Here is an 18,295-nt window from a genome sequence, read left to right on the forward strand (position 1 = left end):
TATGGGACCTCGCATATTCCTTGGTTTATCTGGGCTAGCTTACCCTTTGTAACCGCTTGCCACAATGTAGACCTCTCGCGAACGCGCCCGCGAGCTGTCGGGTTTACGGATCTTTACGTTGGTGAAGCAGGAACGGACTTCCTGAAGGTATTGATCGAACCCTTCGCCCTGGAAAACCTTCACGACAAACGCGCCGTTTTTCTTCAACACCTGATGGCACATATCGAACGCCAACTCGACCAGATACATGGCACGGGGTTGGTCCACCGCGCCCGCACCGGAGAAGTTGGGCGCCATATCGGACATCACCACATCGACCTTGTCGTCACCAATGTGCGTCAATAGTGCATTAAGCACCGCCTCTTCCCGAAAGTCACCCTGCAGGAAGTCGACACCAGCGATTGGGTCCATCGGCAAAATGTCACACGCGATCACCATGCCGGACTGCCCGACCTGCTCCACCGCGTACTGAGACCAGCCGCCGGGTGCCGCGCCCAGGTCAACGACTTTCATGCCGGCTTTGAGCAAGCGGTCCTTGCCCTGGATCTCCTCCAGCTTGAACACCGCCCGGGAGCGCAGTCCCTGCTTCTGGGCTTTCTTTACGTACTGGTCGTCAAAGTGCTCGGTCAACCAGCGTTTGGAACTGGCACTGTGTTTTTTCTTTGTCATGCCGCCGGGAACGTCTCCGAGTAATCCGGGCAGACGGCCGAATTTACGACCGCTACCATTAGTAATAGGCTATAGATGGCGTTAGAATACGCGCTTTTCAAGTCCACCACGTCAAAAAGAGTGCCTGATGACTCAACTGAGCAACAAGCAAAAGCAGTACCTGAAAGGGCTGGCCCACAATCTGCGCCCGGTAGTTCTGCTTGGCGCCAATGGCCTGACCGAAGGGGTTCTGGCCGAGATTGAACAGGCGCTGGATCACCACGAACTGATCAAGGTGAAAGCCGCCAGTGAAGACCGCGAAATGAAGCGTGCCATCATGGACGCCATCGTTCGCGAAACCGGAGCCACCGAGGTTCAGGTTATTGGCCACATCCAGGTGCTGTACCGTCCTACCAAGGACTCGAAAATCGAGCTCCCGAAAGCACGGTAAGCCATCAAAAAAGCCGCCCCCGGGGCGGCTTTTTTGTGGCCTAAGGGATCAGAGGTACTTTACCTCGACCACTTCATATTCGATGTCGCCAGAGGGCGCCTTCACCACCAGAACGTCATCCAGCTCCTTGCCGATCATGGCACGGGCGATGGGGGAGTTCACGGAGATCAGACCCTCTTTCAGGTTGGCTTCATCGTCGCCAACAATGCGGTAGGTCACTTCCTGGTCGGTTTCGACATTCAGCAGCGTCACGGTGGCACCAAAGATCACACGGCCGTTGTTGGGGATCTTGGTAATGTCGATGATCTGCGCAACCGACAGCTTGCTCTCGATATCGCGAATGCGCGCTTCGGTCAGCCCCTGCTCTTCACGAGCGGCGTGGTATTCCGCGTTCTCTTTCAAATCACCCAGTTCACGAGCCGCCGCGATCGCTTCAGTGATCTTGGGGCGTCGGGTGTGTTTCAGATGGTCCAGCTCTTCACGCAGCATCTCTGCGCCGCGGACAGTCATCGGTACCTGACTCATAGTCTTCGTTTTCTCCAGCAAAAACACGCCCCGTCCAGGCATTGCCGGACGCTTCGGGCGCGTTTTGAAAATGGGGGAATGTCACCTTTGCCCCAGATTGTAATAGCAAAACGCCGGCGGGTCATCCCGTCCGGCGTTTTGTTCTGTTGGGGTTCAGGCGGGGCATTGGGCCCCCCTGCCCCACTATCGGAGTTTAACCCAGGCTGCGCTTATGCAGCTCCTGCACAGAAGTCACCGTGCTGCGGTCGTCCGCAGTGTGGGCCATGCAGGAGGCGAAGGCGGCGTTCATGGTGGTGGTGTAGTTCACCTTGTGCTGAAGCGCCCCGCGACGAAGCTGACGGGAATCCTCGATGGCCTGACGACCTTCTGTGGTGTTCACGATGTAGCTGTACTCGCCGTTCTTGATGCGGTCCAGAATGTGCGGACGGCCTTCATGCACCTTGTTCACCAGGCGCGGGTTGATGCCCGCTTCGCCCAGTGCTACCGCAGTGCCATGAGTGGCGTCCAGCTCGTAGCCCAGCTCAACCAGCTTCTGAGCCAGGTCTACCGCGCGACGCTTGTCACCGTTACGCACGGAGAGCAGTGCACGGCCATTCTTCGGCACATCCTTGATGGCACCCAGTTGCGCCTTGGCGTAAGCCTCGGCAAAGGTGTCTCCCACACCCATCACCTCACCGGTGGAGCGCATCTCAGGGCCCAGCAGCGGATCCACACCCGGGAATTTGTTGAACGGCAGCACCACTTCTTTGACGGAGTAGTACGGCGGAATCACTTCCTGGGTAAAGTTCTGCTCCTGCAGGCTCTTACCAGCCATAACGCGGGCTGCAATCTTGGCCAGCGGTACACCGGTGGCTTTGGACACGAACGGCACGGTACGGGCGGCACGCGGGTTCACCTCGATGAGGTAGATCACGTTGTCTTTCACCGCGAACTGTACGTTCATCAGGCCAATTACGCCCAGCTCCAGTGCCAGCTTGCGAACCTGCTCGCGCATCTCGTCCTGAATGGCAGCGCTCAGGGTGTAGGGAGGCAGTGAGCAACCGGAGTCACCGGAGTGAACCCCAGCCTGCTCGATGTGCTCCATGATGCCGCCGATAACCACGTCGGTGCCATCGCATACCGCGTCCACGTCCACTTCGGTCGCGTCATCCAAGAAGCGGTCCAGCAGTACCGGAGACTCGTTGGACACGCTCACCGCTTCGTTGAAGTAACGGCGCAGATCCTGCTCGTCGTAAACGATCTCCATAGCGCGACCACCCAGTACGTAGGAGGGGCGAACCACCAGCGGGTAACCGATGCGCTCCGCATCGCGAACCGCCTGCTCCAGCGCGGTAACGGTGCTGTTTTCCGGCTGCTTCAGGCCCAGACGCTCAACCGCTTGCTGGAAGCGCTCACGGTCTTCGGCGCGGTCAATGGCGTCCGGGGAGGTACCGATGATCGGCACGCCAGCGGCTTCCAGAGCACGTGCCAGTTTCAGCGGGGTCTGACCGCCATACTGAACGATGACACCCTTGGGCTGCTCAACGCGGACAATCTCCAGCACGTCTTCCAGGGTTACCGGCTCAAAGTAGAGACGGTCGGAAGTGTCGTAGTCGGTGGACACGGTTTCCGGGTTACAGTTAACCATGATGGTCTCGTAACCGTCTTCGCGCATCGCCAGTGCCGCGTGTACACAGCAGTAGTCAAACTCGATGCCCTGACCGATGCGGTTCGGGCCACCACCGATCACCATGATCTTGTCTTTGTCAGACGGGTTCGCCTCACACTCATCCTCGTAGGTGGAGTACATGTAGGCGGTGTCGGTAGAGAACTCGGCGGCGCAGGTATCAACCCGCTTGTACACCGGGAACAGCTCAAACTTGTGGCGCAGTTTGCGCACTTCGCCCTCGGACACGCCCAGCAGGGTGGCCAGACGGGCATCGGAGAACCCTTTGCGCTTCAGGGTACGCAGGAAGTCAGCGGTCAGGCAGGTCCAGCCGCCCTCTTTCACTTTCTCTTCCAGCTTCACCAGCTCTTCAATCTGAACCAGGAACCAGGGGTCGATGTTGGTGATCTTGAACACCGCTTCCATGGACAGGCCGGCGCGGAAGGCGTCAGCGATGTACCAGGGACGCTCAGCGCCCACATCCTGCAGTTCGTAGCGGATCTTGGCCAGCGCTTCCGGCTCATTCACATCAACGATGGGGTCGAAGCCGGTTTTGCCGGTTTCCAGACCGCGCAGCGCTTTCTGCATGGACTCCTGGAAGGTACGGCCGATGGCCATCACTTCACCCACGGACTTCATCTGAGTGGTCAGACGGTCGTTGGCGCCCGCGAACTTTTCAAAGTTGAAGCGCGGGATCTTGGTGACCACGTAGTCGATGGAGGGCTCAAAGGAGGCCGGAGTCGCACCGCCGGTGATGTCGTTGGACAGCTCATCCAGGGTAAAGCCCACTGCCAGCTTGGCGGCGATCTTGGCGATCGGGAAGCCGGTCGCCTTGGAGGCCAGAGCAGAGGAACGAGACACCCGCGGGTTCATCTCGATGATCACCATGCGACCATCTTTCGGATTCACGCCGAACTGTACGTTGGAACCGCCGGTCTCCACGCCGATTTCACGCAGTACCGCCATGGAGGCGTTACGCATCAGCTGGTATTCCTTGTCGGTCAGGGTCTGAGCCGGCGCCACGGTGATGGAGTCACCGGTGTGAACCCCCATCGCGTCGAAGTTTTCGATGGCACAAACGATGATGCAGTTGTCCGCCTTATCGCGAACCACTTCCATCTCGTACTCTTTCCAACCGATCAGGGATTCGTCGATAAGCAGTTCGTTGGTCGGGGACAGGTCCAGACCACGGGTACAGATCTCTTCGAACTCTTCGATGTTGTAAGCGATACCGCCGCCGGTGCCGCCCATGGTGAAAGAGGGGCGGATGATGCAGGGGAAGCCCACTTGATCCAGCACCTTGTGCGCGTCTTCCATGGAGTGAGCGATCCCGGCACGGGGGCACTCCAGGCCGATGGATTTCATCGCTTTGTCAAAGCGGGCACGGTCTTCCGCTTTGTCGATGGCGTCGGCGGTAGCGCCGATCATCTCTACACCAAACTCTTCCAGTACGCCCTGCTTCTCCAGCTCCAGGGCACAGTTCAGTGCGGTCTGGCCGCCCATAGTGGGCAGGATAGCGTCGGGACGCTCTTTGGCGATGATGTTGCGTACCACTTCCCAGTGGATCGGCTCGATGTAGGTGGCGTCGGCCATCTCCGGGTCGGTCATGATGGTGGCCGGGTTGGAGTTCACCAGGATAACCCGGTAACCCTCTTCGCGCAGCGCCTTACAGGCCTGAGCGCCGGAGTAGTCAAACTCACAGGCCTGGCCAATTACAATCGGGCCAGCGCCCAGGATGAGAATGCTTTGAATGTCTGTACGTTTCGGCATCGTTATTCTTCTCTGTGCTTACTGGGCCTTAAACTCATCCATCAGTTCGATAAAGTGATCGAACAGGGGGGCGGCATCGTGCGGACCGGGGCTCGCTTCCGGGTGACCCTGGAAGGAGAACGCCGGCTTATCGGTGCGGTGAATGCCCTGCAAAGAACCATCAAACAGGCTCTTGTGGGTGGCACGAAGGTTGGCCGGCAGGGTCGCTTCGTCCACGGCAAAGCCGTGGTTCTGAGCGGTGATCATCACGGTGCTGCGGTCCAGGTCCTGAACCGGGTGGTTACCACCGTGGTGACCAAACTTCATCTTCACGGTCTGGGCGCCTGAGGCCAGAGCCAGCAGTTGGTGGCCCAGGCAGATACCGAATACCGGGGTTTCGGTTTTCAGAATCTCGGTGATCGCCTCAATGGCATAGTCACAAGGCTCCGGGTCACCCGGGCCGTTGGACAGGAACACGCCGTCCGGCTTCATCGCCAGGACATCAGCCGCCGGCGTCTGAGCCGGTACAACCGTCACATCGCAACCACGATCCACCAGCATGCGCAGAATGTTCTGCTTCACGCCGTAGTCGTACGCCACCACTTTGTATTTCAGCTCCTCGGCGGGGGTATCAGAGGGCAGACCACCCACCAGCTTCCAGCTGCCGTTACGCCAGCTGTAGCAATCGGACACGGTCACTTCCTTCGCCAGATCCATCCCTTTCAGGCCGGGGAATGCCTGAGCCTGAGCCAGCGCATCAGCGATGTTGGCTTCGGAATCTTCGCCCACCAGGATGCAGCCAGCCTGTGCGCCTTTCTCGCGCAGGATGCGGGTCAACTTGCGGGTGTCGATATCAGCGATGCCCACAATGTTGTGGCGCTTGAGGTAATCAGAGAGGGATTCTTCGTTTCGGAAGTTGGAAGCCAGGACGGGAAGATCGCGGATCACGAGGCCCATGGCATGAATCGCGGAGGATTCGGTGTCTTCGGCGTTGGTGCCGGTGTTGCCAATGTGAGGATAAGTGAGGGTGACGATTTGTCGGGAATAGGAGGGATCAGTCAGGATTTCTTGATAGCCGGTCATGGAAGTGTTAAAAACGACTTCTCCGACGGATGAACCGTTCGCCCCAATGGATTTACCACGGAAAACGGTGCCATCCTGGAGCACTAACAGGGCAGTTTTATTCAACTTGACCTCCCACCAGAAATAATTATAAGTTGTTAATTCTTAGCCATTTATGGCTGTAGGGTCGCTTGCCGGAACCCCTAAAATAGGAATTTTTGGCAAATTCCGCGCAGTATACCAGTCGGATCCGGTTTTGACTACAGATTTCCTCAACAAAAAGGCCCGCATATTGCGGGCCTTTTTGTTTCACGCCTTCAATCCCAGGACCTGCTGCATGTCGTACAGACCATGGGGCTGCTGGGCCAGAAAACGGGCTGCCCGCATCGCGCCATTAGCAAAGGTCATGCGGCTGGAGGCTTTATGGGTGATCTCCAGACGCTCCCCAATATCGGCAAACAGGGCGGTGTGCTCGCCCACAATGTCGCCTGCCCGGATGGTCGAGAAGGCGATGGTCTCCCGGTCGCGCTCGCCGGTGATACCTTCACGGCCATAGATGGCACAGCTTTTCAGATCACGCCCCAGCGTCTCGGCAATCACCTCGCCCATCTTCAGGGCGGTGCCGGAAGGCGCGTCTTTTTTGTAGCGGTGGTGTCCTTCGATGATCTCAATGTCGGTGTAGTGGCCCATCACCTCGGACGCCACTTCCAGCAGCTTAAACAGGAGGTTAACCCCAACCGCCATATTGGGTGCCAGCACCACTGGCAGGGATTGCGCCACTTCCGCGATGCGCGCCTTCTGCTCATCGCTGAAGCCGGTAGTGCCAATCACCATCGCTTTGCCATTGGCCTGACACAACTCAAGAAACGCCAGGCTGGATTCCGGCGAAGTGAAATCCACCAGAACGTCAAACTGGTCCATCACCGCCGCCACATCGTCCACCAGCGCCACATCAAGGCGACCACGCGCCACCAGTTCGCCGGCATCCACTCCGATCAGGGAGGAACCGGGCCGTTCGATGGCCGCACCCAGCTCAATTCCCTCGTTGTCGATGGCGGCTTCAATGAGGGTTCGGCCCATTCGGCCACTGGCTCCGGTAATGGCCACTCGAATCGCGTGCACGGCGGTACTCCTTTCTCTAACTCAGTGTGACGCTCCGCACTATATCGGCTTTGCGGGCAACAAAAAAGGAAGCCGAAGCTTCCTTTTGGTTATGGGTTTGCGGCCTTAGGCGATGGCCAGCAGCTCCACCTCGAATACCAGGGCGGAGAACGGCGGGATAGCGCCGCCAGCACCGCGCTCGCCGTAGGCCAGCTGGTGCGGGATGTAGAGCTTCAGCTTGGTGCCGGGGCTCATCAGCTGCAGCGCTTCAGTCCAACCAGCGATAACGCCGCTCACCGGGAACTCAGCCGGCTCGCCACGCTCAACAGAGCTGTCAAACACACGGCCATCGATAAACATGCCGTGGTAGTGGCAACGCACGGTGTCCTGCAGACCCGGCTTGTCGCCTTCGCCTTCGGCCAGGACTTCGTACTGCAGGCCAGAAGCGGTCACCTGAACGCCTTCACGCTTGGCGTTGTCAGCCAGGAACGCTTCGCCTTCAGCAGCAGCCGCTTTGGCTTTGGCTTCCTGAGCTTCAGCCAGGCGCTGAGAGATCACGGCAAAAGCTTCCTGCAGCTCCGGGCCCGGTACGGCGCTGGGCTGACCAGCAAAGGCGTCGGCCAGGCCAGCCTGGACGGCAGCGATGTCTACGCCATCGAAGCTGTTACCAGCCAGTTGCTCGCCCATCTGACGGCCTACACCGTAGCTCACTTTCTGTTCAACAGAGTCAAAGGTCATTGTGCGTTCCTGCGTTTTTTGTCGCGGTAAAGAGCGGGCAGTGTACCACCCTTCAACGTGGGACTCGACAGCCAGGGTGCCTTCCCTGCCCCTTCGCCTGCTGATACCAGCCCTGAGCCTGTGCCTGCATCTGCTGCAGATCCTGGATTCGGGTGCTGTGCGAAGGGTGGGTGGAGAGCAGCTCCGGTGGCGCGCCGCCACTGGCTTTGGCCATATTGCGCCACAACTCGACACTGGCGGCCGGGTCAAAGCCCGCTTTGGCCATCAACTCCAGCCCCACCACATCCGCTTCACTCTCCTGCTGTCGGCCAAACGGCAAGGCGATCCCAACCTGAGCGCCCAAACCCAGGCCCGCCATGATCAGATCCTGGTTTTCTGTGCCACTGGCCCCCAGTGCGATCTGAACAATCTCCAGGCCCGCATTGGTCATCTGCGCCCGGGACACCTGCTCGTTACCGTGGTCAGCCAGTACGTGCGCCACTTCGTGGCCCAGTACCGTCGCCAGCTGATCCGGGGTTTTCGCCACTTTAAGCAGCCCGGTATAGACGCCAATATGGCCACCGGGCAGCGCAAAGGCGTTGACCTGATCCGACTCAAACACCACCACCTCCCAGGTTTCCTTCTGGTTTGGGTCGATGGTGGCCAGCAGAGCCGGATCCGTCACCGCATCGGCAACACAGCGAACGTAGGCGTTGATCGCCTTATCGGTGGAGGCCTTCTCCTGCTGCTTTATCTGCGCGAATGACTGCGCTCCCATCTCCCGCATCTGCTCCTGAGAGAACAGCAGAGTTTGCCCCCGTCCGGTGGGGGACTGATTGGTGCACCCGGCCAGCGCCAGCACCACGGCTACAACCGCCAATGAACGCATATCGATTACCTATAACGCCTCTTAACTGCTCAGAGCTTCAGGTGGGTCTCCAAAAAGCCCAGCAGGGTTTCGTAAATCTCGGCACGGTTCTGCTCGTTGTAGAAGACATGCCCCTCTTTATCCATCGCCACATATTGCACCGGGTGCTTTCTGGCTTCCAGTGCCGCTTTCAGCCGCTCCGCATGCTCAATGGGCGCCCGCTCATCCTTGTCGCCATGGATCAACAGAACCGGCGCTTTGAGTTTCTCCACCTGATAGACCGGGCTGAACGCTTTTAGTTGCGCCATGTCCTCACCCAGTACCCGCTGAAGATAGTTCTCGCCATATTGGCTATCCGGAACGTCCCCCTCCTCGAACATCAGCGGCAGATCGTAAACCCCCATAAATCCGATGGCGCAGGCAAACAGGTCCGGTTCCAGAATGGCGCTCTGCATCGCCGAATAACCGCCAAAGCTGGCGCCAAAGATGCAGATACGCTCCTTATCAACAATCCCCTGCTCAATCAGGTAGCGGGTACCATCGATGATGTCATGCTGGATTGTCCCGCCCCACTGGCGGTAGCCCGCCTGCTGGAAAGCTTTACCAAAACCCGGGCTACCCCGGAAGTTCACCTGCAACACCGCCATACCACGACTGGCCAACAGCTGCGTTTCTGAACGGTATTCCCACCAGTCTCTCGCCTGATAAGGGCCACCATGAGGGTTCACCACCAGTGGCAGATTTTTCACTTCCTGGCCGGGAGGCAGAGTCAGAAAACCTCGAATCAATTGCCCGTCCCGGGCGGTGAACTCAATTGGCTTCATCTCTGCCGACTGCGAGGGGTCTACCCAGGGACGGCGACTCACCAACTTGCTCAGTGCTTTTGCCTTGTCGTCATAGAGGTAAAATCCGCCGGGATCCCGATCGCTGAAGGCAAGGACAACCGATTTACTGCCGTCTTGCGTCTGGCTGACAATACGCACCTGCTTACCGGGAAATGCCGCCAGCAGGTCTTTCAGCATTTGCGTTTCCGGGCGAGCCTTATCGATAAACACATATTCGGGGTAATCCGCCTCCACCTCCAGGGCATAGAGATGTCGGCCATCCGCACTCAGCCAAAAATGACTGGGGTCGGCCACCTTATCCCGGAACAGCAACTGGCTCTCACCATTGGTCATATTCAGCTTGTACACCCCGGTCAGATCGGCATCTGCTGAGGCTCGAACATAGACTTCGTTGTCACCGGCAAACGCCAACGGACGCAAATCCAGGTCCGCTTTCGCATTTTCTCGGAGCAACTCCCAGTCGCTGTCCTCGTCATTGCGGTAATAGATCTGGCTGACGCCTTTCTCGCTGATCCCCGAAACAAACCGGGCACGTCCCTGGTGGTCGATCAGGAAGGTGGCCTCAGGAACGGGCGAGCGAGTCACCTTTCGGGTTCTGCCGTTGTAGATGTTCAGGCGGTAAAGAAAAGGGCTGGCATCGGCGACTTGATCAAACGGGGTAGAGCTGATCAGGATCTCGTCATCGTCATCCCGAAGGAGGTCCACAATCTCCCCATAGCCCTTGATCGATTGCCCATTACGGATTCGGGTTCCGGTTTCCGGGCCTCCGGCGCGGTAACCGAAGATATTTCTGGTGCGTTTTCCGTCCAGGTTAAACGCGAACCACTCACCCGCAGTAACGGGGCGCTCCAGCAGACCGCGAAAATAGTCGAGCTGAACAATCAGGCGTTCATCGTTTCCCCAATCGAAGGCACCAACCTGCTTCTCCCCACTAAAGCGAGCAATGTGGCGGGTTTCTTTGGTCTTCGCGTCAAGAATGGCCAGTACCTGTTTGCCGTCGATCGGCATCTTGATCGCCAGATGCGCGCCATCCGGTGAGATCTTTACTTCGGTATACTGGTCGGCTCGACTGAACGCCGTGATGTCTGCTGGCTTAGCCCAGGTGGCCACACTGAACAGCAGGAGAAAAGCCGATATCCATGGCTTCATAATTTTGTCCCTCCTTGGTCACAAGCCCTGAAACTAACAGAGCGATAACAAAAGAAAAAGCCACCAAAGAGGCGGCTTTTTCTGAGCTTGGTTCAGTTTTTCTGGCTGGATTTACGCTTTAGCGACTCGAGGGGCTCGACGCCGTTTTGGCCACATCCCCTGAATCATCGCGACCATCCCGGTGATCATCACCCAACTCATCCAGGCACACAGCAGGGTGATGGTCAGGGTGTAGCCGCTGGGCATCAGACGGCCGCTGTGCAGAGGCACAATAAAACGGTAGAGCTTCTGCCCCAGGCTCAGTTGGTCAAAACGATAAGCCGCCTGTATCTGCCCACTGTTGAGATCGAGAAACACCCGACTGTTTGGCACACCAAACCAATCCTCCGGGGTCGCAAAGGCCAGTTGTACCGTGTGAGTCAGGTCGACGCCCTCCCGGGGCTTGGGCTCACCACGAAAGCGGGGCCAACTGACTCGCTGAAACTCTCCATCTGGGATCAGGCGCTGCGCCGCCGCCAGGCGTTCAGTCCAGGTGTCGCCAGCGGGAACCGGGGTATCCAGCAGATAGCGATACTCCACCTCTTTGGCATCCAGCCACTGAACCAGTTGGGACCGGTAGGTCACCGCCGCACCGGTGATGCAGAGCAGCAGCAGGGGCAGGCTCAGCAGAGTAGCGCCATGGACGTGGTTCTTAAACAGCTCCCCTCGACGGGTATTTCTTGGGATAACCGCAGTCCGCCAGCGGAACCCTCGGCGCAACGGCCACCAGAGAACCAAACCAATCAGGCCCAGCCCTGCACCGATCAAGGTGATGATGGCGGCCAGGTCCGGACCCGTCAGTGTGCCCAGTACAGGGTCCCGTCCCAGCATAAAGGTGCGGTGCAGATCCATCATCACCGAGCCCAACCCGCCCTGGCCACGTTCGCTGTGCGCCAGCAACGCATCATCGCTCGCGGCGTAGTCATATTGACTGCGACCGGCAGTGATCCGGTAGAAGGGGTACTGCGACGTTGGCACCGCCAGACCGGTGACCGTTTCCCCCGCTGCCTCCCTGACTTCACTAAGGCGATCCAGGGTCTGTCCTTGCTGCAACAGAGTCTGCGGCTGGAAGGACTGGCCATGGGCCGTGATCTGACGCCACCACTCCTCCGCACCCAGATAAACGCCGGTGAGGGTCAAAATCGTAAAAGCCACTCCGGTGACCAGTCCCACCCAGCGGTGGAGCCAGCGTAACGCTGCCATTTGGTTTCCTTAATCAATACACAGAAATTGAAGCGGGAAGCGTATCAGAAACCAATGTAATGCGAATCACTTTCATTCGCAATGGTGAACAAAATCCCTCAAATTTGCACAGCTTTACGTTTGAGGATGGCGATGTTGCTTGAAGGGCTCATAAAAAAACGCGCCCCTCAGGGACGCGTTTTTGGCAACCGATGACGCTTAGCTGGTCAGGTCATCAAAGAACTTCTTCACACCATCAAAGAAGCCTTCCGCCTTAGGTTTGTGGCGCTTGGCAGACGCGGCACAGGTTTCATCCAACTCCCGCAGCAACTCTTTCTGACGCTCGGTCAGGTTTACCGGAGTTTCGATGATCACCTTACACACCAGATCGCCCACCGCATGACTGCGCACCGACTTCACGCCCTTACCACGCAGGCGGAACATACGGCCTGTCTGGGTTTCCGCAGGCACTTTCAGCGCCACTCGGCCATCCAGGGTCGGCACTTCAATTTCGCCACCCAGCGCCGCATTGGCAAAGGAGATCGGCACTTCGCAGTAGAGGTTATTGCCATCACGGACAAAAATCGGGTGCTCTTTGATGTGCACCTGTACGTACAGGTCACCTGCTGGAGCGCCCATCTCACCCGCTTCACCTTCACCGGCCAGACGGATGCGGTCACCGGTATCCACCCCGGCCGGGATGGTCACGGATAGGGTCTTGGTCTTCTCAACCCGGCCCTGACCGCGACAGCTGGTGCAGGGATCGGTGATCACCTTACCTCGGCCACCACAGCTCGGACAGGTTTGCTGAACCGCGAAAAAGCCCTGACGCATCTGAACCTGACCCGTACCGTGACAGGTACCACAGGTGTTGGCACTGGTGCCCGGTTTGGCGCCACTGCCATGGCAGGTATCACAGGAGGCCAGAGAGGGGATCTTAAGCTCTTTCTTACAGCCCTTCACCGCCTCTTCCAGAGACAGCTCCAGGTTGTAACGCAGATCCGCGCCACTGCGCGCCTGCTGACGACCACCGCGGCGGCCACCAAAGATGTCGCCAAACACGTCGCCGAAGATGTCACCGAAGTCCGCGCCGCCACCAAAGCCGCCGCCACCACGGTTTGGATCCACACCCGCGTGGCCAAACTGATCGTAGGCTGCCCGTTTCTGGTCGTCAGTCAGGATCTCGTAAGCCTCTTTCACCTCTTTAAAGGAGGCTTCCGCAGCAGCATCACCGGGGTTGCGGTCCGGGTGGTACTTCATCGCCAGGCGCTTATAGGCCTTTTTGATGTCCCGCTCGCTGGCGTCCCGGCCCACTCCCAGCACTTCGTAGTAATCGCGTTTTGACATGTCAGATCGCCGTCTTCTTTTTTAATACGAAAGCGGGCGGCCGGGATGGCCGGTCGCCCGCTTGCAGTGCAGTTTCAGTGTTCAGACTTACTTCTTGTCGTCTTTCACTTCTTCGAACTCAGCATCAACCACGTCATCCGCGGATTTCTGCTGCTGGGCACCGCCCTCAGCCTGGCCTTGAGCCTGAGCTTGCTGCTGAGCAATTTCCATCAGCTTAGCAGAGGCTTGGATCAGCTCCTGGGTCTTGGCTTCGATGGCGTCTTTGTCGTTGCCCTTGGTCGCCTCTTCCACCGCCGCGATCGCTTCTTCGATCTTGGCTTTGTCTTCGGCCGGCAGGGCTTCGCCCGCTTCCTCAACCTGCTTGCGGGTGGCGTGAGCCAGACCGTCAGCCTGGTTGCGGGCCTGCACCAGTTCTTCGAACTTCTTGTCTTCCTCAGCGTGCGCTTCGGCTTCGTTCACCATCTTGCTGATCTCATCATCAGACAGACCGGAAGAGGCCTGGATGGTGATCTTCTGCTCTTTGCCAGTGTTCTTGTCGGTTGCGGACACGTGCAGAATGCCGTCGGCATCGATGTCGAACGCCACTTCAATCTGCGGCAGACCACGCGGAGCCGGCTGGATGCCTTCCAGGTTGAACTGACCCAGAGACTTGTTGGCATTGGCTTGCTTACGCTCACCCTGCAGCACGTGAATGGTTACCGCAGACTGGTTGTCTTCCGCAGTGGAGAACACCTGAGACTTCTTAGTCGGGATGGTGGTGTTCTTCTCGATCAGCGCGGTCATCACACCGCCCATGGTTTCGATGCCCAGGGACAGCGGAGTCACATCCAGCAGCAGTACGTCTTTCACGTCACCAGACAGTACACCACCCTGGATAGCGGCGCCCATGGCGACAGCTTCATCCGGGTTGACGTCTTTACGCGGCTCTTTGCCAAAGAAGTCAGCAACGGCTTGCTGTACTTTCGGCATACGGGTTTGACCACCCACCAGAATCACGTCGTTGATGTCGGATACGGACAGGTCCGCGTCCTGCAGGGCCACTTTCAGCGGCTCCAGGGAGCGCAGGATCAGATCCTCAACCAGAGCTTCCAACTTGGCACGGGTAACCTTGATGTTCATGTGCTTCGGACCGGTAGCGTCTGCAGTAACGTACGGCAGGTTCACTTCGGTCTGCTGAGCAGAGGACAGCTCGATCTTGGCTTTTTCAGCGGCTTCTTTCAGACGCTGCATCGCCAACGGATCGTTTTTCAGGTCAATGCCCTGCTCTTTCTTAAACTCTTCAACCAGGTAGTTGATCAGGCGGTTGTCGAAGTCTTCACCACCCAGGTGGGTGTCACCGTTGGTGGCCAGTACTTCAAAGGTGTGCTCGCCATCCACTTCATCGATCTCGATGATGGAGATGTCGAAGGTACCGCCACCCAGGTCGTATACCGCGATCACATTGTCGCCCTGGCGCTTATCCATGCCGTACGCCAGTGCAGCGGCGGTCGGCTCGTTGATAATGCGCTTAACATTCAGACCGGCGATGCGGCCTGCGTCTTTGGTGGCCTGACGCTGAGAGTCGTTGAAGTAGGCCGGAACGGTAATTACCGCTTCGGTCACTTCTTCGCCCAGGTAATCCTCGGCGGTTTTCTTCATCTTCTTCAGCACTTCAGCAGACACCTGCGGTGCCGCCATTTTCTGGCCTTTAGCTTCTACCCAGGCGTCACCGTTGTCCGCTTCAACAATCTTGAACGGCATGATGCCGATGTCGCGCTGAACCACTTCGTCTTTGAAACGACGGCCGATCAGACGCTTGATGGCGAACAGGGTGTTGTGGGGGTTAGTCACGGCCTGACGCTTGGCAGGCTGACCCACCAGGGTTTCGTTATCGGTGTACGCGATAATAGAAGGGGTGGTGCGATCACCCTCAGCGTTTTCAATTACGCGAGGTTTGTCACCATCCAGAATGGCCACACAAGAGTTGGTGGTACCCAGGTCAATACCGATGATCTTGCCCATCGTAGAGCCTCCAATAAAACTTGAAACCGATGCGGTTATTCACTGTTAACTGGGATTTGGGGCCAGGGGGACCCCCTTTCAAGGGGCCGGATCCAAATTTTTTTGGATGCCCCGCAACTGGAATGCGAAATGGGGGAGGTGGCGCACATTTTCAAGGGGCTTTCATTAAAATTTCGTCTCGAGTCCACATTGTTGAAATAGTATACTTTCTACAATTCCCACCACGTTGTTCGAGTGAGCGGTTCGAAATGGTTAAAAACCAAGCCCGCGCGATGACTTACGGCATCGGTGCCGTTTTGCTGTGGTCCACTGTGGCCACCGCCTTCAAGCTGTCTCTGGCGGAGATGACCCCTGCCCAGCTATTGCTGTTTGCTTCCCTGGCGTCCACCGTGGTGCTGGCCCTTATTCTGGGTGTGCAGGGCAAACTGTCGCGACTTAAGGGCCAGTTTCTCTCCAATCCGCTGGTGTACGTGCAGAGCGGGTTGCTGAATCCCTTCCTCTATTACCTTGTGCTGTTTGCCGCCTACGACATGCTGCCGGCGCAACAGGCGCAGCCTCTGAATTACACCTGGGCCATTCTGCTGAGTCTTCTCGCAGTGCCGATGCTGGGACAGAAGCTCAGAAGCTGGGACGTTGGCGCGGCATTGCTGGCCTATTTCGGTGTGGTGGTGATCGCCACCGGCGGCGACCTGATGGCACTGGAGTTTGAACGTCCGATGGGGGTGGCGCTGGCGCTGCTTTCCACTCTGCTGTGGTCACTCTACTGGATCGTCAACACCCGGGATAAGGGGGATCCGGTGATCAGTCTGCTGCTGAGTTTCCTGATCGGCCTGCCGTGCATTCTGGCGGTGTGCGCCTGGCGCGGCGAGCTGTCGCTGCCCAGTTGGCAGGGACTGGCGGGCGCCACCTACGTCGGCCTGTTTGAGATGGGCTTCACCTTCGTACTGTGGCTCAAGGCGATGCGCACGGCGGAGCAGACGGCCCCGCTCACCAACCTGGTGTTTCTGGGTCCGTTCCTCTCCCTGTTCTTTATCTCCACCTTCCTGGGCGAGACGATCGTCCCCGCCACCTTTATGGGTCTGGCGCTGATCGTTTGTGGCTTGTTGGTCCAGCAACTGGGGCCGAAGCTGATCGCCCGCCTCGCCCCCAGCCGCAGCGCCGGTTAAGCCTGGCGAGCCACCGCCAACAGAGCGGCCAGCCCCTCGCTGTCCGCTCTGTCCGCTTCCACACAGAGTCCGATACGACGGAACATCCTTGGCGCCGCCAATGGCACCGCCTTCAACACCGCGCTCCCCTCCAACACGCCGCTGGGCAGGAATGAGATCCCAATCCCCGCTTCCACCAGGTGCCTAACCTGGGTTTTGTGCGTGGCCTTGGCCACCAGGTCCACAGAGAACCCGGCGCTGGCCAGCAAACTCAGTGTCTGCTGATGGGCTTCACAGGCAGCACACTCAATAAAGGGGTAATCGTTCAGATCGGCGATGCTGACCTCGGACTTGGCCGCCAGCGGGTGTTCCAGCGGCACACAGAGGCGGTAGTCCTCCTCCCATAACGGCAGAAACAGATCCTGAGGTCGCTTAAACACATCAAGGGTGATTCGGGCATCCCAACCGGAGGCGTCATGGTCCAGCAGTGATAACTCCAGTCGGGGCTCCGCCGTCTGGGCCCGGCGCAAAAACTCTGCCAGCCGACGGGGACTGATGTCATGAAAGTTGGCAATCCCCAGTTTCAGGCGGGTCTGGCGGGCCTGAAACAGGACGGGCAACTGCTCCGCCTGAGCCAGCACCTGCCGGGCCAGGGGGTAGAGTTGATGCGCGCTGTCGGTCAGGTCCACGCCACGCTTGTGGCGGAGAAACAGGGTGGTGCCCAACTCCTCCTCCAGCTGTTTGATGGCGCTCGACAGGGAGGGTTGAGTGACAAAACAACGCTCGGCGGCGACCGTCATATTGCCGGTTTCAAACACGGCCACAAAGGCGCGAAGGCGGCGCAAATCCATAGGTAAAACCTATCTCTGATCCAGAAAGATAATATTTTATCCCAATGTCTAAGCTCTCTATAGTGCGCGTCATCGCGGAATCAACCGCCCCTTAACGTCCTTTGGAGACCCCCATGTCCAAGCCTTTGATCGTGATTACCGGCGCCAGCTCCGGCATCGGTGAAGCTACCGCCCGTACCCTGTCCGCTGCGGGTCACCCGCTGCTGCTGATTGCCCGCCGCCTGGATCGCCTTGAGGCGCTGGGTCTGCCCAACACCCTGTGTCGTAAGGTGGACATCACCGACGGCAAAGCGATGGCCGCCGCCATTGCCGAAGCGGAAGCTCAGTTTGGTCCGGTGGATGCCCTGATCAATAACGCCGGCGTTATGCTGCTGGGCATGGCTCATGAACAGAACCCGAACGAATGGCAGCAGATGTTTGATGTGAACGTGATGGGCCTGCTCAACGGCATCCATGCCGTACTGGCCGATATGCGCGCCCGCAAACATGGCACCATCATCAATGTCAGCTCCATTGCTGGCCGCAAGACCTTCCCGAACCACGCGGCCTACTGCGGCACTAAGTTCGCCGTCCACGCCATCTCCGAAAACATTCGCGAAGAGGTAGCTCTGGATGATGTCCGGGTGATCACCATCGCTCCCGGTGCGGTTGAGACTGAACTGCTGAGCCACACCACCAGTGACGCCATCAAGGCGGGCTACGACGACTGGAAAACCGACATGGGGGGTGTGCTGGCTGCTCAGGATGTGGCAAACGCCATCCAATACGCCTACGCCCAACCGCAAAATGTCTGCATTCGCGAGATCGTGCTGGCCACCACCCGCCAACAGCCGTAAGCGCCTTAATCACAAGAAAAAAGCCCGCCAAAGCGGGCTTTTTTGTGCAATTCTTTTCAGTATTGGGGGCCGTTTGACCAATTGATTCGTCTTGCAAGCTGTGAAACACTCCTGCGCCAATTGACCTTAGGAGG

General features: G+C 58.3%; 15 protein-coding genes. 3 read left to right on the plus strand and 12 right to left on the minus strand.

Features of this window, described 5'->3' with window-relative positions; all coding sequences use genetic code 11:
* Positions 1 to 39 precede the first annotated feature (39 nt).
* Positions 40 to 669, minus strand: a complete 630-nt coding sequence (gene rlmE, locus KUV52_RS02565) for a 23S rRNA (uridine(2552)-2'-O)-methyltransferase RlmE (protein ID WP_222524361.1) — start codon at positions 667 to 669, stop codon at positions 40 to 42.
* Positions 670 to 796: 127 nt separating this feature from the next.
* Between rlmE and yhbY the strand changes: the two genes are divergently transcribed.
* The gene (gene yhbY / locus KUV52_RS02570; RefSeq protein WP_222524362.1) at positions 797 to 1,099 is read left to right on the plus strand and encodes a ribosome assembly RNA-binding protein YhbY; all 303 of its coding nucleotides are present in this window, start codon (positions 797 to 799) and stop codon (positions 1,097 to 1,099) included.
* 48 nt (positions 1,100 to 1,147) lie between these two features.
* Here yhbY and greA read toward each other — a convergent pair whose 3' ends face one another.
* From greA to dnaK, 10 genes are all read right to left on the minus strand, one after another.
* Positions 1,148 to 1,624 (minus strand): transcription elongation factor GreA, encoded by a 477-nt coding sequence (gene greA, locus KUV52_RS02575; protein WP_222524363.1) that lies wholly within the window; start codon positions 1,622 to 1,624, stop codon positions 1,148 to 1,150.
* 193 nt (positions 1,625 to 1,817) lie between these two features.
* Complete coding sequence (carB, locus tag KUV52_RS02580) at positions 1,818 to 5,039, minus strand: carbamoyl-phosphate synthase large subunit (protein WP_222524364.1); 3,222 nt, start codon at positions 5,037 to 5,039, stop codon at positions 1,818 to 1,820.
* Positions 5,040 to 5,057: 18 nt separating this feature from the next.
* Positions 5,058 to 6,206, minus strand: a complete 1,149-nt coding sequence (carA, locus tag KUV52_RS02585) for a glutamine-hydrolyzing carbamoyl-phosphate synthase small subunit (protein ID WP_222524365.1) — start codon at positions 6,204 to 6,206, stop codon at positions 5,058 to 5,060.
* 183 nt (positions 6,207 to 6,389) lie between these two features.
* A complete protein-coding gene (dapB, locus tag KUV52_RS02590) occupies positions 6,390 to 7,202 on the minus strand; it encodes a 4-hydroxy-tetrahydrodipicolinate reductase (protein WP_222524366.1) in 813 nt (270 codons plus the stop codon).
* 105 nt (positions 7,203 to 7,307) lie between these two features.
* Positions 7,308 to 7,919, minus strand: a complete 612-nt coding sequence (locus KUV52_RS02595; protein WP_222524367.1) for an FKBP-type peptidyl-prolyl cis-trans isomerase — start codon at positions 7,917 to 7,919, stop codon at positions 7,308 to 7,310.
* 52 nt (positions 7,920 to 7,971) lie between these two features.
* A complete protein-coding gene (locus KUV52_RS02600) occupies positions 7,972 to 8,787 on the minus strand; it encodes a M48 family metallopeptidase (protein WP_222524368.1) in 816 nt (271 codons plus the stop codon).
* Between the two features lie 29 nt (positions 8,788 to 8,816).
* Positions 8,817 to 10,760, minus strand: a complete 1,944-nt coding sequence (locus KUV52_RS02605; RefSeq protein ID WP_222524369.1) for an alpha/beta hydrolase family protein — start codon at positions 10,758 to 10,760, stop codon at positions 8,817 to 8,819.
* A gap of 111 nt (positions 10,761 to 10,871) precedes the next feature.
* Positions 10,872 to 12,002, minus strand: a complete 1,131-nt coding sequence (locus KUV52_RS02610; protein ID WP_222524370.1) for a PepSY-associated TM helix domain-containing protein — start codon at positions 12,000 to 12,002, stop codon at positions 10,872 to 10,874.
* 198 nt (positions 12,003 to 12,200) lie between these two features.
* Positions 12,201 to 13,328 (minus strand): molecular chaperone DnaJ, encoded by a 1,128-nt coding sequence (dnaJ, locus tag KUV52_RS02615; RefSeq protein ID WP_222524371.1) that lies wholly within the window; start codon positions 13,326 to 13,328, stop codon positions 12,201 to 12,203.
* Between the two features lie 87 nt (positions 13,329 to 13,415).
* On the minus strand, positions 13,416 to 15,329 hold the full coding sequence (gene dnaK, locus KUV52_RS02620) for a molecular chaperone DnaK (RefSeq protein ID WP_222524372.1): 1,914 nt from the start codon (positions 15,327 to 15,329) through the stop codon (positions 13,416 to 13,418).
* A 248-nt stretch (positions 15,330 to 15,577) separates the two neighbouring features.
* Between dnaK and KUV52_RS02625 the strand changes: the two genes are divergently transcribed.
* Positions 15,578 to 16,495: a DMT family transporter gene (locus KUV52_RS02625; protein ID WP_222524373.1), complete on the plus strand. Its 918-nt coding sequence runs from the start codon at positions 15,578 to 15,580 to the stop codon at positions 16,493 to 16,495.
* Here KUV52_RS02625 and KUV52_RS02630 read toward each other — a convergent pair.
* Positions 16,492 to 17,325, minus strand: coding sequence for a LysR family transcriptional regulator (locus KUV52_RS02630; protein WP_222524374.1), 834 nt, complete (start codon positions 17,323 to 17,325; stop codon positions 16,492 to 16,494). The two genes, KUV52_RS02625 and KUV52_RS02630, sit on opposite strands and share 4 nt — an antisense overlap.
* Positions 17,326 to 17,438: 113 nt before the next feature.
* Here KUV52_RS02630 and KUV52_RS02635 point away from each other — a divergent pair, with 113 nt between their 5' ends.
* Positions 17,439 to 18,161 (plus strand): SDR family oxidoreductase, encoded by a 723-nt coding sequence (locus KUV52_RS02635; protein ID WP_222524375.1) that lies wholly within the window; start codon positions 17,439 to 17,441, stop codon positions 18,159 to 18,161.
* Positions 18,162 to 18,295 lie beyond the last annotated feature (134 nt).

This window comes from Ferrimonas balearica, assembly GCF_019802055.1.
GTDB classification, from domain to species: Bacteria; Pseudomonadota; Gammaproteobacteria; order Enterobacterales; family Shewanellaceae; genus Ferrimonas; species Ferrimonas balearica_A.

What these genes read in the sequence shown, in the direction of transcription:
- rlmE (WP_222524361.1), bottom strand. Translation starts at nt 669, where the DNA reads ATGACAAAGAAAAAACACAGTGCCAGTTCCAAACGCTGGTTGACCGAG.
- yhbY (WP_222524362.1), top strand. Translation starts at nt 797, where the DNA reads ATGACTCAACTGAGCAACAAGCAAAAGCAGTACCTGAAAGGGCTGGCC.
- greA (WP_222524363.1), bottom strand. Translation starts at nt 1,624, where the DNA reads ATGAGTCAGGTACCGATGACTGTCCGCGGCGCAGAGATGCTGCGTGAA.
- carB (WP_222524364.1), bottom strand. Translation starts at nt 5,039, where the DNA reads ATGCCGAAACGTACAGACATTCAAAGCATTCTCATCCTGGGCGCTGGC.
- KUV52_RS02595 (WP_222524367.1), bottom strand. Translation starts at nt 7,919, where the DNA reads ATGACCTTTGACTCTGTTGAACAGAAAGTGAGCTACGGTGTAGGCCGT.
- KUV52_RS02600 (WP_222524368.1), bottom strand. Translation starts at nt 8,787, where the DNA reads ATGCGTTCATTGGCGGTTGTAGCCGTGGTGCTGGCGCTGGCCGGGTGC.
- KUV52_RS02605 (WP_222524369.1), bottom strand. Translation starts at nt 10,760, where the DNA reads ATGAAGCCATGGATATCGGCTTTTCTCCTGCTGTTCAGTGTGGCCACC.
- KUV52_RS02610 (WP_222524370.1), bottom strand. Translation starts at nt 12,002, where the DNA reads ATGGCAGCGTTACGCTGGCTCCACCGCTGGGTGGGACTGGTCACCGGA.
- dnaJ (WP_222524371.1), bottom strand. Translation starts at nt 13,328, where the DNA reads ATGTCAAAACGCGATTACTACGAAGTGCTGGGAGTGGGCCGGGACGCC.
- dnaK (WP_222524372.1), bottom strand. Translation starts at nt 15,329, where the DNA reads ATGGGCAAGATCATCGGTATTGACCTGGGTACCACCAACTCTTGTGTG.
- KUV52_RS02625 (WP_222524373.1), top strand. Translation starts at nt 15,578, where the DNA reads ATGGTTAAAAACCAAGCCCGCGCGATGACTTACGGCATCGGTGCCGTT.
- KUV52_RS02630 (WP_222524374.1), bottom strand. Translation starts at nt 17,325, where the DNA reads ATGGATTTGCGCCGCCTTCGCGCCTTTGTGGCCGTGTTTGAAACCGGC.
- KUV52_RS02635 (WP_222524375.1), top strand. Translation starts at nt 17,439, where the DNA reads ATGTCCAAGCCTTTGATCGTGATTACCGGCGCCAGCTCCGGCATCGGT.